This window comes from Marinobacter sp. F4206 (assembly GCF_019392195.1).
GTDB lineage: Bacteria > Pseudomonadota > Gammaproteobacteria > Pseudomonadales > Oleiphilaceae > Marinobacter.
The window spans coordinates 1-14,345 of sequence record NZ_JAHXKI010000001.1 but is presented as its reverse complement, the minus strand read 5'-3'; the positions used below and the strand labels follow the sequence as shown (position 1 = coordinate 14,345).

General features: G+C 57.3%; 17 protein-coding genes. 10 read left to right on the top strand and 7 right to left on the bottom strand.

Annotated elements, in window-relative coordinates:
- Positions 1 to 2 precede the first annotated feature (2 nt).
- From KZO34_RS00085 to KZO34_RS00075, 3 genes are read left to right on the top strand one after another with little or no spacing between them, the layout of a single operon-like run.
- The gene (locus KZO34_RS00085) at positions 3 to 830 is read left to right on the top strand and encodes an ABC transporter ATP-binding protein (RefSeq protein ID WP_219471945.1); all 828 of its coding nucleotides are present in this window, start codon (positions 3 to 5) and stop codon (positions 828 to 830) included.
- Between the two features lie 5 nt (positions 831 to 835).
- Entirely contained in the window at positions 836 to 1,774 is a 939-nt protein-coding gene (locus tag KZO34_RS00080; protein ID WP_219471943.1) for an MlaD family protein, read from the top strand.
- Positions 1,771 to 2,385, top strand: coding sequence for an ABC-type transport auxiliary lipoprotein family protein (locus KZO34_RS00075; RefSeq protein WP_219471941.1), 615 nt, complete (start codon positions 1,771 to 1,773; stop codon positions 2,383 to 2,385). Before KZO34_RS00080 ends, KZO34_RS00075 begins: the two co-directional genes overlap by 4 nt.
- Here the strand turns inward: KZO34_RS00075 and pgsA are convergent.
- The 5 genes from pgsA to KZO34_RS00050 form a co-directional block, all read right to left on the bottom strand.
- Complete coding sequence (pgsA, locus tag KZO34_RS00070) at positions 2,382 to 2,930, bottom strand: CDP-diacylglycerol--glycerol-3-phosphate 3-phosphatidyltransferase (protein ID WP_219471939.1); 549 nt, start codon at positions 2,928 to 2,930, stop codon at positions 2,382 to 2,384. The two genes, KZO34_RS00075 and pgsA, sit on opposite strands and share 4 nt — an antisense overlap.
- Before the next feature lie 7 nt (positions 2,931 to 2,937).
- Positions 2,938 to 4,797, bottom strand: a complete 1,860-nt coding sequence (gene uvrC, locus KZO34_RS00065; RefSeq protein WP_219471937.1) for an excinuclease ABC subunit UvrC — start codon at positions 4,795 to 4,797, stop codon at positions 2,938 to 2,940.
- Entirely contained in the window at positions 4,781 to 5,440 is a 660-nt protein-coding gene (uvrY, locus tag KZO34_RS00060) for a UvrY/SirA/GacA family response regulator transcription factor (protein WP_219471935.1), read from the bottom strand. Before uvrY ends, uvrC begins: the two co-directional genes overlap by 17 nt.
- 100 nt (positions 5,441 to 5,540) lie before the next feature.
- The gene (locus tag KZO34_RS00055; RefSeq protein WP_219471933.1) at positions 5,541 to 5,792 is read right to left on the bottom strand and encodes a hypothetical protein; all 252 of its coding nucleotides are present in this window, start codon (positions 5,790 to 5,792) and stop codon (positions 5,541 to 5,543) included.
- Positions 5,793 to 5,874: 82 nt separating this feature from the next.
- A complete protein-coding gene (locus KZO34_RS00050; protein ID WP_219471931.1) occupies positions 5,875 to 6,744 on the bottom strand; it encodes a methyl-accepting chemotaxis protein in 870 nt (289 codons plus the stop codon).
- A gap of 168 nt (positions 6,745 to 6,912) precedes the next feature.
- Between KZO34_RS00050 and KZO34_RS00045 the strand changes: the two genes are divergently transcribed.
- Together KZO34_RS00045 and KZO34_RS00040 are read left to right on the top strand one after the other, a co-directional pair.
- A complete protein-coding gene (locus KZO34_RS00045; protein ID WP_219471929.1) occupies positions 6,913 to 7,617 on the top strand; it encodes an AzlC family ABC transporter permease in 705 nt (234 codons plus the stop codon).
- On the top strand, positions 7,610 to 7,948 hold the full coding sequence (locus KZO34_RS00040; protein WP_219471928.1) for a branched-chain amino acid transporter permease: 339 nt from the start codon (positions 7,610 to 7,612) through the stop codon (positions 7,946 to 7,948). The genes KZO34_RS00045 and KZO34_RS00040 overlap by 8 nt, the downstream gene beginning before the upstream one ends.
- Here KZO34_RS00040 and KZO34_RS00035 read toward each other — a convergent pair.
- Complete coding sequence (locus KZO34_RS00035; RefSeq protein WP_219471926.1) at positions 7,945 to 8,349, bottom strand: DUF1330 domain-containing protein; 405 nt, start codon at positions 8,347 to 8,349, stop codon at positions 7,945 to 7,947. The genes KZO34_RS00040 and KZO34_RS00035 overlap by 4 nt on opposite strands.
- A gap of 231 nt (positions 8,350 to 8,580) precedes the next feature.
- Between KZO34_RS00035 and KZO34_RS00030 the strand changes: the two genes are divergently transcribed.
- From KZO34_RS00030 to KZO34_RS00020, 3 genes are all read left to right on the top strand, one after another.
- Positions 8,581 to 10,917: a xanthine dehydrogenase family protein molybdopterin-binding subunit gene (locus tag KZO34_RS00030; RefSeq protein WP_219471923.1), complete on the top strand. Its 2,337-nt coding sequence runs from the start codon at positions 8,581 to 8,583 to the stop codon at positions 10,915 to 10,917.
- Between the two features lie 42 nt (positions 10,918 to 10,959).
- Positions 10,960 to 11,421 (top strand): (2Fe-2S)-binding protein, encoded by a 462-nt coding sequence (locus KZO34_RS00025; protein ID WP_219471922.1) that lies wholly within the window; start codon positions 10,960 to 10,962, stop codon positions 11,419 to 11,421.
- A 148-nt stretch (positions 11,422 to 11,569) separates the two neighbouring features.
- Positions 11,570 to 12,517, top strand: coding sequence for an AEC family transporter (locus KZO34_RS00020; RefSeq protein WP_219471921.1), 948 nt, complete (start codon positions 11,570 to 11,572; stop codon positions 12,515 to 12,517).
- Here the strand turns inward: KZO34_RS00020 and KZO34_RS00015 are convergent.
- Positions 12,514 to 13,308 (bottom strand): fructosamine kinase family protein, encoded by a 795-nt coding sequence (locus KZO34_RS00015; RefSeq protein ID WP_219471920.1) that lies wholly within the window; start codon positions 13,306 to 13,308, stop codon positions 12,514 to 12,516. The genes KZO34_RS00020 and KZO34_RS00015 overlap by 4 nt on opposite strands.
- Before the next feature lie 83 nt (positions 13,309 to 13,391).
- Between KZO34_RS00015 and KZO34_RS00010 the strand changes: the two genes are divergently transcribed.
- Together KZO34_RS00010 and KZO34_RS00005 are read left to right on the top strand one after the other, a co-directional pair.
- A complete protein-coding gene (locus KZO34_RS00010; RefSeq protein ID WP_219471919.1) occupies positions 13,392 to 13,670 on the top strand; it encodes an acylphosphatase in 279 nt (92 codons plus the stop codon).
- A gap of 10 nt (positions 13,671 to 13,680) precedes the next feature.
- The coding region (locus KZO34_RS00005; protein ID WP_219471918.1) for a DUF938 domain-containing protein at positions 13,681 to 14,345 on the top strand (665 nt) is incomplete at its 3' end.

Here is a 14,345-nt window from a genome sequence, read left to right as displayed (position 1 = left end):
CTATGAAACATCATCAGCTTGAACCACATCCCGACTCGATTGGGGAAGCCGTTATCCAGGTGCGAGGGCTTTGCAACCAGTTTGGGACCCACGTGATTCACAAGGACCTGGATCTCGATCTGATGAACGGCGAGATCCTGGGCGTGGTCGGGGGATCCGGAACCGGCAAGACGGTACTTCTTCGAACTATCGTGGGGCTTAACCCCCCTGCTGCCGGCGAAATTCGGGTGTTCGATAAGGACCTTGAACAACTACCAGCCCGGCAACGTTCCCTGGTTGAACAACGACTCGGTGTTCTGTTTCAGGGTGGCGCGCTCTTCACGTCGTTAAACCTGCAGGAAAACATAGCCGTTCCGCTGATCGAGCATGTTGGGCTGAGCCGGCCGGAGGCACAACGCCTGGCCCGCATGAAGCTGGCACTGACAGGCTTACCGCCCGAGGCGGCCCTGAAGTATCCTGCGGAACTGTCCGGTGGCATGGTCAAGCGTGCCGCACTGGCACGCGCACTCGCCCTCGACCCGGAGGTCCTGTTCCTGGACGAACCCACGGCCGGCCTCGATCCAATTGGCGCAGCCGCCTTCGACCGGCTCATTGTCACCCTGCGGGACGCCCTCGGCCTCACGGTTTTTCTGGTCACCCACGACCTCGATACCCTGTACGCCACTTGCGACCGAATTGCCGTGCTGGCCCAGAAAAAAGTGTTGGTGGCGGACCGCCTGGAACGGGTCGCCGCCATTGATGACCCATGGATACAGGACTACTTTAACGGCCCTCGGGGGCGCGCTGCAGAAAGCGCCTTCCGAGCCCAATCACCCCGGTCTCAGGAGTAAGCATCATGGAGCCTAAGGCCCACCATGTGATTATTGGCTTGTTTACGGTGACAGCGTTTGCCGCAGCACTCGGTTTTGCCCTCTGGCTTGGCAAGTCCGCAGCCGACCGGGACTGGGCTTACTACGAAATCGGCTTTAACCATCCGGTGAGCGGACTCGCGGCGGGGAATCCTGTGCTCTACAGCGGCGTTCAGATAGGGGATGTCGTTGAAATGAGACTGGAGCCTCACGACCCCAGCCACGTCCGCGTGCTGATCCGTGTCGATCAGCAGATCCCGATTCGGGAAAATACGAAGGCTGGCCTGGTGTTGGCTAATATAACCGGGAGCATGAGCATCCAGTTCAGTGGCGGCAGCCCGGACAGCCCCGAACTCGAAGGTGACCAACAAAACCCTCCGCTGATCATGGCCAAGCCCTCGGCGTTCGACAGTCTGATGGCCAATGGGGAGGACCTGCTGCAAAAAGCCGACTCATTGCTGACCAACGCCAACAAAATGTTCTCCGATCAGAACACGGAGAATCTGACGGCCATTCTCGCCAACACCCGGGAGGCAACAGACGCTCTGCTCGCCCAAAGGAGTCAACTCAATGCGCTGCTCGAAAGACTGGATTCTGCAGGCAAACGGACCGGCGAAGCCGCTATCAGGGTGGCCCAGGTATCGGATAACGCCAACGCCATTCTGCAGAATGAGGGCCGCGCGGTGCTGAACTCGCTCGATCAGGCGCTGCAAACCATACACGCGACCTCGTCCCGAATTGACAGGCTGACCCGGGAGAACGAAGGTGCCATGGATTCAGGCCTGCAGGGTATGGGGGAATTGGCGCCCGCGTTGCGTGAACTGCGCAGTACCCTGCGTAACCTCAATCAGTTCACCCGGCGACTGGGGGAAGATCCCACACGAACGATCTGGGGCGGTGAAACCATCAAGGAGCTGTCACAGTGAACCGACGTCTGGCTGTATTCACACTCACCGCCGGGCTTCTGGCCAGTTTGGCCGGCTGCACGGTATTTCCCAATCCAGAGCCTCCCCGGGTCATGGATTTTTCCGTGCCTGATCCAACCTTTCGCGCTCGCGAAACCCGGCCCTACAGTTTTCGCGTGGACACCCCTTACGCGTCAGACCCGTTAAACGGCAACCGGATTCTGGCCAAACCGACACCTTGGGAATTCCAGATGTACGACGGCGTACGTTGGCGGGACACGGTACCGGTGATTGTTCGCGACTTACTACTGAGGACGGTTCGCGCCAGCAGGGGCTTTGAAAACGTAATCAGTGACACCAATCCGGCCGACGCCGACTGGACCCTGATCAGCGAACTCTCAGCATTCCACAGTGAAAACAATGGCCAGACGGCCAACGTGGTGATCGAATTGCACGGCCAGGTCGTCAATAACCGGTCCCGGGCCACACTGTGTTCCGACAGTTTCCGAATTGAGCAGCAGTCCAACGGAACCAGCATTGAATCGGTCGTTGAAGCGTTCAGCCTGGCCGGTGAACGGCTTTCAAAAACCATCACCCAGTGGGCGACGAAGTGCAATGGTGCGGGCGACTAAGAGGCGGGAAAAAGATCCGCCCATGCTGCCTTCAGGTAGAGCCCCATGGACCAGAGCGTCAGACCCGCTGCGATATACAGTAACCCGATGGACACGTCCGCCCATACAACGCCTGGGGGAAAGGCCAGCAGGCCAACAATGGCCGCCATCTGGGCCGTGGTCTTGATCTTGCCGATGTAGGACACCGCGACACTGGCACGGCTTCCCATTTCCGCCATCCACTCCCGCAGAGCCGAGATCACAATCTCGCGTCCAATAATGACTGTGGCCGGGATGGTAAGCAGAATCGCCGCATGTTCCTCGATCAGAACGGCCAGAGCGACCGCCACCATCAACTTATCCGCGACCGGGTCGAGGAATGCGCCGAACGGAGTGCTTTGATCCAGCTTCCGGGCCAGATACCCATCCAGCCAGTCGGTCAGTCCCGCCAGGGCAAAAATGCAGGCACTGACCAGATAACTCCACTCCACTGGCAGGTAGAAAATGATCACAAAGACCGGGATCATGATAATGCGGGAGAGAGTGAGAATGTTGGGTAGATTCATGCTGTCCTTACTCGTCATGCAACGCTGCGTAGATGTTTTCCGCCAATGATTTGCTGATGCCCTGAACCTTGGCCATCTCATCCACACTGGCTTTGCGGATTTCCTGTATCCCGCCAAAATAGTGGATCAGATCGCGCCGACGCTTCGGGCCGACGCCTTCGATCCCCTCGAGGGTGGACTGCCGTCGTTTTTTATCCCGCCTGGCCCGGTGACCGGTTATTGCAAACCGGTGGGACTCATCCCGAATGTGCTGAATCAGATGCAACGCCGGCGAGTCAGCAGGCACCCGAAACACGTCGCCGGTCATGGCATCAATCAACTGCTCCATACCTGCCCGGCGGGTAACACCCTTGGCGACCCCGATCAGTGGTATGTCCGAGATTTCTAGCTCGTCAAACACTTCCCGGGCAATGTTCAGCTGGCCTTTGCCACCGTCGATAAACACGAGATCCGGCCGTTTTCCCTCACCTGCGACCATGCGCTTGTAGCGACGGGTCAACACCTGCCGCATGGCCGCGTAATCGTCTCCCGCCGTAATGTCTTCGATATTGTACAGCCGGTAATCGCTTTTCAGCGGGCCATTCTCGTCGAAAACCACGCAGGATGCGACGGTATTTTCCCCGTGGCTGTGGCTGATGTCGAAACATTCCATCCGGGAGGGCGTCTCCGCCAATTCCAGAAGGTCGCGCAATGCCAACAATCTGCGGTAGACCGTTTCCTTGCTCGCCAGGTGCGTCAGCAGGGTCTGGCGCGCGTTGGTCATGGCCAGCTCCAACCAGCGGCGGCGTTCTCCTCTCACGTTGCCACGAATCCGGGTTTCCCGGCTGGCAGCCTCGGAGAGCGCCTCGGCCAGCAGTTCCTGGCCCTCAACGTCCACCGGGACCAGAATATCCCGGGGAATTTCCCGACGGGTGTTGCCTCCAAAATAATACTGGCCCAGAAACGCGCTTAACAGCTCACCCTCTGTCTGCTCTATAGAATAGCGTGGGAAATAGTCCTTGGTGCCAAGTACCCGGCCACCGCGCACAATAATCACCACAATACAGACAATTCCGGCGTCCTGGGCAATGGCAATCACGTCCGCATCTCCGCCCTCGCCATCGACTGACTGTTGCTCCTGGACGTGGCGCAGGTGATTGATCTGATCGCGGTAGGCGGCCGCCTTTTCAAATTCAAGGTTCCTGGACGCGGACTCCATGGCGCTCATCAGGTCATGAAGAATGGCCGGGTTCTTGCCCTCAAGAAACATGGTGGCGTGCCGGATATCCTCCCGGTAGTCCTCCGGACTGATGTACTCCACGCAGGGGGCGGTGCACCGATTGATCTGATACTGAAGGCAGGGGCGCGTTCGGTTCCTGAAATAGCTTTCACTACAGGATCTTATCCGAAATACCTTTTGTAGAATGTTAAGACTTTCCTTGACCGCCCCGGAGCTCGGAAACGGACCGAACCAGGTTCCCCCACCCTTTTTGGTGCGTCCCCGCCGAAAGGTCAGCGACGGGTAATCGCCATGAGAGGAAAGGTAAATATAGGGGTAGGACTTATCGTCCCGGAGCAGAATGTTATAGGGAGGCCGAAGTGACTTGATCAGATTTTGCTCAAGCAGCAGGGCTTCGGTCTCGCTTCCGGTGATGGTGACCTCTATGGACGAGATCTTGGCCACCAGCGCTTCGGTTTTCGGCGCCAGCCCGGTCTTGCGGAAATAGCTGCTGACCCGCTTTTTAAGATTGCGGGCCTTACCCACGTACAGGACGGAACCGTCTTCGTCGTACATGCGATAGACGCCGGGCCGTTCCGTAAGCTGCTTCAGGAAGTTCTTACTGTCGAACTCCGCTGGATAACTGGCGGGCTCAGACCTTGTCGGCATCAAGTAACCCGAGCCGGACGGCCATCAGGGCCAACTCAACATCGCTGGAAATGTCCAGCTTCTCGAAAATCCGATACCGGTAGCTGTTCACCGTTTTCGGGCTCAGGCACAGCTTGTCGGAGATGTCCTGAACCTTCTGACAGTCCACGACCATCATCGCAATCTGCATCTCACGCTCGGACAAACGCTCAAACAGGGATAACTCACCCTCATCGTCCCGGTCGCCGCCCAACTGTTTAAGCGCCATTTTCTGGGCAATTTCAGGGCTGATATAACGCTGACCGGCGTGGGCCATACGAATCGCGCGGACCATCTCTTTAATGTCGGCGCCTTTCGTAATATAGGCCGTGGCGCCGCTCTGCATCACTCGGGTGGGGTATGGGTCATCCGCACAGGCCGTCACGACAATCACGCGAACCGAGTCGTCAATCCGGAGGATACGTCGCGTCGCTTCCAGGCCGCCAATGCCTGGCATCCGGATATCCATCAGGACAATATCCGGTCGGTCCCTGCGAACGAATTCTATGGCATCCTCTCCGGAGGATACCTGCCCAACAACTTCCAGGTCGGGGTTATCCGCCAGCATCCGGGTAATCCCGGAGCGCACCAACTCGTGGTCATCGACAACCAGTACCCTGATCAAAATTCACCTCGTACACGGACTACGATAAAACAGCGAGATTGTACCGGGTACCTTAGCATCCGGGTAGCTTTAACCGGAAATCCTATTACCGGACAATGCCTCAAGAGGGCGAACCCAGCCCGGCAGTATTCTCTACGGGATCAAACCAGACGACCAAATCCCCGCATTTAACCGCTTTTAGCACCCGGTCGCGCTCGGCCAGCGGTTGCTCAGTGTCGTTCAGGCCATGATATCGGGTGCAGTATTCACCCACCAGTCCACTCAGTTGATCCTCGGTCAGTAACTCACTGTCAACAATGAACTTTTCTTCTCTTGGGTCCGGCTGGGGCTGATGGGCTGCGTCGTCGGTCATAGATCCTCCTGTCTCGTTACCATGGTAAGGACAATGCTCGGGCGAGAGAAGCCCTTTGTGCCGAAGCCAGACGAGCCTACCGCTAAGCATTATCATTGATGGTTCTGAATTGGGCCGTTAACTGGCGCATGGATAACGAACCCTGCCGCAGGTCCTCACTGATGGTTCGGGTATTCTTGACGCTTGTCACCAGGAAATCCGCACTTTCATGCAGCATCGCCGATCGGCGCCCTACCCGCCCGATCTCTTTGCGCTGGGTTGATACAGCGTCACTGATTTCAGCACTGTGAGCCTCGAGCTGTTCGAACCGCAAGCCAAGATTTTCCAGATGGCCTCTCAGCGCGACCAGATGCTCCTGGTTCTCACTGCCGGCGTCGCGCATCTCTCCCAACAGACCGTCAACGCTGCCAACACCCGAAACCAGATCTTGCACCCACTGGGAAATGTCGCGTGTGGAGTCCGACGTTCGCCGCGACAGGGTCCGGACCTCGTCGGCCACCACGGCAAACCCGCGACCGTGTTCACCGGCCAGGGCAGCCTCAATGGCTGCATTGAGGGCGAGCAGGTTGGTCTGCTCGGCAATGGCGGCCATCAAGGCGAGCACCCGCTCAAACGCCTGGGAATGATTCCCTGCCCAGTCCCTGAGAGCATCATTTTCACGCACAGCGTTCCAATTCTCGGGGATAGTCCGCTCAAGCTCGGCAAACGCCGGTTCTATCTCGTGCCAAAGCATTAACTGGGCTTTCACCTTGTAGGCAAGGTCCTGGAGCTGACGGTGGGATTGCTCAAGGTCGACCAACAACCAAGATTCTTTCAGGTTGGTGTGGGTCAGCGTTCCGGACGCCTCTTCCGCCTTCAGGATAATGGTCCAGGACAGGGCCGCCAGACCGGCGAGGGCGAAGACGCAAAGAACCGCAAAACACAGGATGCGGGTACGAACAGTGCCTAGCATGACAACTCCAACAGCGGGCTATGGCCTGAAGATTATTCCCGTTTCATGACGCTTTTATTTCGCCCGTGTGTACTGAATGTCAATTCAACCGGAGCCAGCCTTACGCACCGCTTCAAAAACCCGCTTCATTTGCCTATTATCCCCCGACTTATAAAGGGTTGGATGCTAATGAATCGCTCCGTTTTCAGACTCACATTGCCTATCCTGTTTGGCTACCTCCCCCTGGGCATGGCCTTCGGGGTACTTTTCACCACGCAACTGGACTACGCCTGGTGGATCGCTCCGCTGATGGGCATTCTGATTTTTGCGGGCGCCGGTCAGATCCTGGCCGTTAGTTTGATGGCCGCCAATGCCGGTCTTGTGGAAGTGTTCATTGCAATGTTCGTCCTGAACGCCCGACATCTTTTCTACGGCCTTTCCCTGCTTGGGCAATTCAGGGGTGCGGGTTGGCGCAAGCTCTACCTGATCTTCGGCCTGACCGATGAAACCTACTCTCTGCTAACCAGCCGACCGCGCGGACCTGACCGCACCTACGAACAATTGCTGGATTTCCGGATTACCGCCTTCAACCAGTGTTACTGGGTGATCGGCTGCGCCCTCGGGGCATTGCTCGCAGATAACGTGGAATTCGACAGCACAGGGATAGAGTTCGCCCTCGTCGCCCTGTTCATCGTTCTGACCATTGAGCAGTACAAGGCGCTGGGAGATGGCTTTCCAATATGGACCGGCGCGGCCGCAGCGGGTGTCGCAATGATGGTTATTCCGGCGGCGCATCAGCTGATCGGCGCCATCGGGATTGTCACCATTGCTTTGCTGGTGCACTACCGCCGGGCGGGAGCCGGGCGTAATAAAGAGGGCATAAGCCATGGATGAAACGACTTACGTCGCCGCGTTTATCGCCGTCGCGACTGTGGCGACGTTCGCGACCCGGGTAATCCCGTTCCTGTTCTTTGAACGCCATACGGAGCACCCGCTCATTCAGCATCTCGGACGATACCTGCCCGCCGCAGTGATGGCCCTGCTGGCGGTGATTTTCCTCCAGCGTTCAGCCAGCTGGACCTCAACAGTTCCGGGGCTCGACGCTCTCATTCCAGGGGTGCTCGTGGTCTGCATGCATGTGTGGCGCGGCAATGCCCTGCTCTCCATCGCCGCGGGCACAGCCAGCTACATGGTGCTGCAGCAAACCGGAATTCTGGGAACCTAAACCCGGTCTTCGAGGTTGGCAACCAGCCTGGAATCCCGGACTGCGGCGGTTCGATGTTTGACAACGCCCTTGTAGTCGGAACTTTCAATCATGGCCATAAAGGCATCAATCGAGGGGTAGCGAACCAGAAGAACCTGATCCCAGGACTCGTCAGGAGGTGCAATCAAAGAACCTACGCTGTGTCCTGACCAGATCACCTCCGCACCGACGGCCTTAACGCAGGCCGCGGCCTCCTGCATATAGAGTTTGTAAGCTTCCCGACCTGACCGATCTGTCGACTCGTCCGTGTAGTTGGCCCGATCCCGAAACCTCAGGAGGTTAAGCATCACCACGGGTTGGTCTTTGGGAGTATCCGAAAGCACTTTCTGAAGTTGTTCGGGGGTGGGATTTACGGCTTCCATCCTGATCCTCTTATTTCGCAGCAACCGGCGCCTACTATAGCCCAGCCCGCAGGCTTCGGCGCAAGCGATTTCGTTACCTTTCGTTCAGGATTTCAGCACACTGAATCTTTGGCATTTTTCGTTGGCACTACTAAACTAAAATCGGGCAGATGCGATGTTTGACGTAAATATGGCCCCAACCATAGACGATTTCTCAATATCATCGAGTGTGCATAACCTTGGGAGAAGGCCATGGAAAATAAGCCGAAGGACCGGCTGAAGCTTGCAAATGTAAGCCGTCGTCGATTCCTTGCCGGCGTGGCAGGGGGGACCGCCCTGGTGCTAGCCGCCCGCTGGGACTGGGTGGAAACCGCCGAAATGAAGAAGTTCGGCGCCGCAGGCATGCCCGGCGGCTACACCGACAACCCGAATGTATTCATTCATATTCACGCTGACGGCACTGTAACCATTGTCAACCATCGCTCCGAGATGGGCCAGGGTATCCGCACCAGCAACGTGATGGTTATTGCCGATGAGCTCGGTGCGGATTGGGAGCGAGTCAGGGTTCATCAGGCCAAGGGCGTCCGAAACTTTTACGGTAACCAATACACGGAAGCATCCAGAAGCATGCGGCAATGGTTTGACCCGCTACGCCGGGCGGGCGCCGCAGCAAGGCAAATGCTTGAGCAGGCCGCAGCGGATCATTGGCAGGTCCCCATCAGTGAAGTGAAAGCCGGCATTCACGAAATCAAGCATGAGCCGTCGGGGAAAAAGCTAGGGTTTGGTGATTTAGCCAAAGCCGCCCGCAATCTTGATGTCCCTGATCCTGACTCCCTGGTTCTAAAAACGCACCATGAGCTTCGCTTCATCGGCAGGGAAACCGGATTTATCAATGGGGCACTTATATCACCTCGCCCGAAAGCCATCGACGGAGAGGACATCGTCACCGGCGCCGCCGTGTATGGGGCGGATGTCGCCTTCGACAATCCGTTGTATGCGGTCATCGCCCGCCCTCCGGTCTATGGTGCCAGCTTAGGCGGATTCGACGAGAGTGATGCTCTGAAAGTTCCCGGAGTTATACGGGTGTTACGAATCGAGGGCACCGGCCTGCCAACAGAGTTCAATCCCCTTGGTGGTGTTGCCGTGGTGGCAACCAACACATGGGCCGCTATCCAGGGTCGGAAAGCACTGAAGGTACGCTGGGACAATGGCTCTGCCGGGGATAACAGCGCTTACACATCCTCCGCCTACCGTGAAAAGCTGGAAAAGCGAGCGCAGTTACCCGGTAAGGTCATTCGGGACGAAGGCGATTTCGACCGAGCCATGGAGACTTCCGGCAAGCGAGTCTCAGCGACCTACTACATGCCACATTTGGCCCATGCTCCTATGGAGCCCCCAGTGGCAACAGCTCGGGTGCAGAAAGGCAGCGCAGAGATATGGGCACCCACTCAGAACCCTCATGCTATTCGCGTCAAAGTCGCGGAACGGTTAGGTTTGGATGAGACCCATGTGACCGTGAACATCACCTTGCTCGGGGGAGCCTTTGGCCGAAAAGCAAAGCCGGATTTCGCGATAGAGGCGGCAGCCATTGCCCAATCGTTTGAGGGTCGGCCGGTGACCGTACAGTGGACCCGGGAAGATGATCTACAGCATGGTTATTATCAGGCTGTATCGATGGACCATCTTGAAGCCGGCCTCGATGAAAAAGGACGCACGACCGCGTGGTTGCACCGGTCACTCTCGCCCAGCACCCTTTCCCTGTTCAGACCAAACTACGAGCATAAAACAAGGGTTGAGCGGGGCATGGGTTTCAACACGACCCCCTTCAAGGTCCCAGCCATGCGACTGGAAAACCCTCCAGCGCCGGCCCACGTCCGCATCGGCTGGTTTCGATCGGTCTATAACCTGCCCCATGCCTGGGCGATTCAAAGCTTCACCCATGAGCTGGCAACAGCAGCGGGCAAAGACCACCGTGATTTCCTTCTAGAACTCTTGGGTGAAGATCGGAAAATTTCCAACCTCTCGGTTGGCGACAACTACAACTACGATGAAGATCCGAATATTTATTTCATCGACACCGCTCGAATGCGTGGCGTGATCGAAAGAGTCACCGCAGAAGCGGGCTGGGGCAAGGAATTGCCCAACGGTCGAGGGCTGGGGCTGGCATTCCACCACAGTTTTGCTTCTTACGCCGCCGTGGTATTCGATGTCGAGGTGAGCGACAGTGGGACCCTGACCATTCACCGCGCAGATATTGCGTTCGATTGTGGCCCCCAGGCCAATCCGGAGCGCATTCATTCGCAGATGGAAGGGGCCTGCATAATGGGTATTGGTGTTGCGCTGCTTAATGAAATGGCCTTTGAGAATGGGGTCGCCAAACAATCCAATTTTGATCGCTACCTTTTACCAAGGATGACCGAATCACCCAGGGAGATACGAGTTCATCTGGTGCACAACCCGGATGCCCCCATGGGCGGCGTAGGCGAGCCTGGTTTGCCGCCGGTTGCGCCTGCTCTGGTAAATGCTATCTATTCGGCGACCGGCAAGCGTATTCGAAGGCTGCCAGTTGGGGATCAACTGAAGGCCTGAAACACAGTAAACCCGCTAATACTCCAACCTGCGAGACAGGCAATGGTTACACTCAATATCAATGGCAATACACATGAGCTCGACGTTCCCGAAGACATGCCCTTGCTTTGGGTTATTCGCGATGTCATAGGAATGAAAGGCACCAAATTTGGCTGTGGCATGGCCCAGTGTGGTGCCTGCACCGTCCACCTCAATGGCGTGGCCATTCGGTCCTGTGTCACCCCGGCTTCTGCCGCCTCTGGAGAAATTACCACCATCGAAGCCATGTCCGAAGACCCGGTCGGTAAGAAGGTGCAACAGGCGTGGCTGGACCTTGGCGTCGCACAGTGTGGTTATTGTCAGGCCGGGCAGATCATGAACGCTACAGCACTCCTCAAAAAAACGCCTCAACCCGACACTCAGGAAATCGTGGACGCCATGGCCGGCAATCTCTGTCGTTGTGGCACCTACAACCGGATCCTGACGGCCATTGAGCGCGCGGCCGGCAAGGAGGTAAAGGCCTAGGCGGCGAGTCCGATGACGCTGGGGGCAGCATGATCCGGTTTTGCAGTAGTGATGATAGCTTACTACCTACCAACCCCTTACAATATTGGCCTCGCTCTGCGTAACTCGTTCCGCACTCCCTTCGCCGACCATTGGATCCGAACCCGGCATGACTCTGACTGCGATTTTCCTGCAAACCCTGGAGACCACCCTCCCCGTTTTCGCCATGGTCTTTATGGGTCTGGGTCTTCGCCGCATCGGTTGGATAGACAGCGCCTTTATCAACACGGCTTCAGCCCTTGTCTTTAAGGCAACACTGCCGACGCTCGTCTTCCTGAGTATCATCCGGGCAGACCTGGACACGGCCCTCAATCCCGGGCTGTTACTGTTCTTTCTGTTTGCCACGCTCGCCAGTTTTGGTCTCGCCTGGCTCTGGGCGCGCTGGCGGGTCGTGCGGGAGGATCGCGGGGTATACGTCCAGGGGGCTTTCCGAGGCAACTGCGGAATCGTGGGCTTGGCGCTGGCCGCCAATCTGTACGGGGACTTCGGGCTGTCCGCCGGCGGCATCCTTCTGGGGCTTGTCATCATCTCCTACAACGCCCTGTCGGTGATCGTGCTCATTGCCTATCAGCCTGGCCAATCCGCCAGCTGGCAGAAAATCTTCCATGACATCATTCGCAACCCGCTCATTCTCGCCGTGGTCGTGGCCATCCCCTTTGCCGGGCTCGACGTTCGGCTTCCGACCTGGGTGATGACCTCCGGAGACTACTTCGCCTCACTCACCCTGCCCCTGGCGCTTCTTTGCATTGGCGCAACGGTGTCACTGAGTGCCATCCGCAGCGACAGTAAAACCGCGTTCAGTTCCAGCCTGCTGAAAATGGTCGTCTTGCCCGCGCTTTGCACTGCTGCAGCCTGGCTGGCTGGTTTCCGCGGCCCGCAACTGGGCCTGATGTTCCTGTTTTTCGCCAGCCCAACGGCCGCCGCAAGCTTCGTGATGGCCAAAATTCTCGGGGGGAACGATCGCCTGGCTGCGAACATCGTCGCCCTGACAACACTCATGGCCAGCGTTACCGTAACGCTGGGCGTATTCACCCTCCGTAGTGTCGGTGTAATTTAACGGGCCTCTCCAGCACTCTGGTCAGACTCTGCGGCCATCCGGCTCAGCGCCAAAAATCCGCGTTTGCAGCCTGATAGGTAGCCGCCGCCAAACAGGTTGTAGTGGTTCAGATAGTGGTAAAGGTTATAGATTTCCCGCTTTCTATCGTAACTGGCCGACCGGGGGTAAATTCGGTCATAGCCGCGATAGAACGCAGCACCGAATCCGCCAAACATTTCCGTCATCGCCAGATCAGCCTCCCGATCTCCGCAATATATGGCCGGGTCAATCAACCACGCGTCCCTCCCGTCAAACAAGGCGTTGCCGCGCCATAGATCCCCGTGCAGCAGACTGGGATGTTCGCAGTGCCTGTTCAGCCACTCGATCACCACCGGGCCGTGCTGGTCGAGCAGTTGCTCGAACTCTTGCCTTATCGTCGCATCGGTAATTCTCGAGACCTGATATCCCAACCGGTCCCGGACGAAAAAATCGCCCCAGTTCGCTGTCCATTGGTTTGGTTGCGGAGCCAGCCCGATGTAATTATCGCGACGCCAGCCATAGCTGGTTTGCACGATCCTGTGCAAACTCGCCAGTCCCTCACCCAAGAGTTCCAGGGTGCGATCATCCGCCCGAGCAGCCTGGATCGCCGTCATCTTCAATGTCTCGTGATCAACACCAAGCACCTCGGGAATCCGGACATTCTCAACCCCTGCTATTTCCAGGACGCTTGCCAACTGCTCCAACCCCTCCGCCTCACAGATCAGGGCGTCGGAAAAGCCGGTCGTGTTGTGCTTGGTGTAGATACCTGCCATTCGCCTTATTGCTCCTTGAACAAACACAGGGTCAAACGTTAGATTCATTAAAGCCTGCCATCTCCGCATGACAAGGACAAAATATGGATATGAAACGCTGGAATCTGCTGATATCAGGCCTGGTCCAGGGCGTTTATTACCGCGCCTCGGCTACGACAAGAGCCACAGAGCTCGGCCTTACCGGTTACGCCCGCAACCTCCCGGACGGCCGGGTTGAGATTGTGGCCGAAGGCAATGAAGACCAGCTTGAACGACTGAAGGCGTGGTGTTGCGATGGCCCCCCGGCCGCCAGGGTGGATGACATTGAGGTGACGACGGCCCCGGCCACCGGCGAGTACAGCGACTTTGGGATTCGACGATAGGGGCTCGCACATGAATCACGACAAACCGTTTTCGCAGGCCTGCGAAAACAACAAGGCGCCGATACTGGAAAAACTCGCTGAGATTTTCAGGCACTCCGGCACGATCCTTGAAATAGGAACGGGAACTGGCCAGCATGCCGTCCACTTTGCCCATCACCTGCCCCACATAGTCTGGCAGCCCAGCGACCATCCTGAGAACTACCAGCTCTGCCTGCCAAGACTTCAGGAGTCCGCTTTACCCAACCTCAAACAACCGTTGGCGCTGGACGTCCGCCAAACGGATTGGAATATCCCCAGGATTCATGGTGTTTTTTCAGCCAACACGGCCCACATCATGTCCTGGAACGAAGTTGCGAGCATGTTCGCAGGAGTTGGCGCCGCACTGACGAACGGGGAAATGTTCTGCCTCTATGGACCGTTCAAATACGCGGGCCAGCACACCAGTGAGAGTAACGCCCTGTTTGACCGCCACCTCAGCCAGCGGAACCCGGCCATGGGGATTCGAGATATGTCGCAGCTTGAGGATCTGGCCCGCGATCACGGCATGCTTCTGGAATCAGACTTCGAAATGCCAGCTAACAACCGATTCCTGGTCTGGCTGCACTTCCCCCACTTCAATAGACACGCATCGATAACTCCGAAACAGGAGAGCTACGATGCCGAAGATGCTCACTG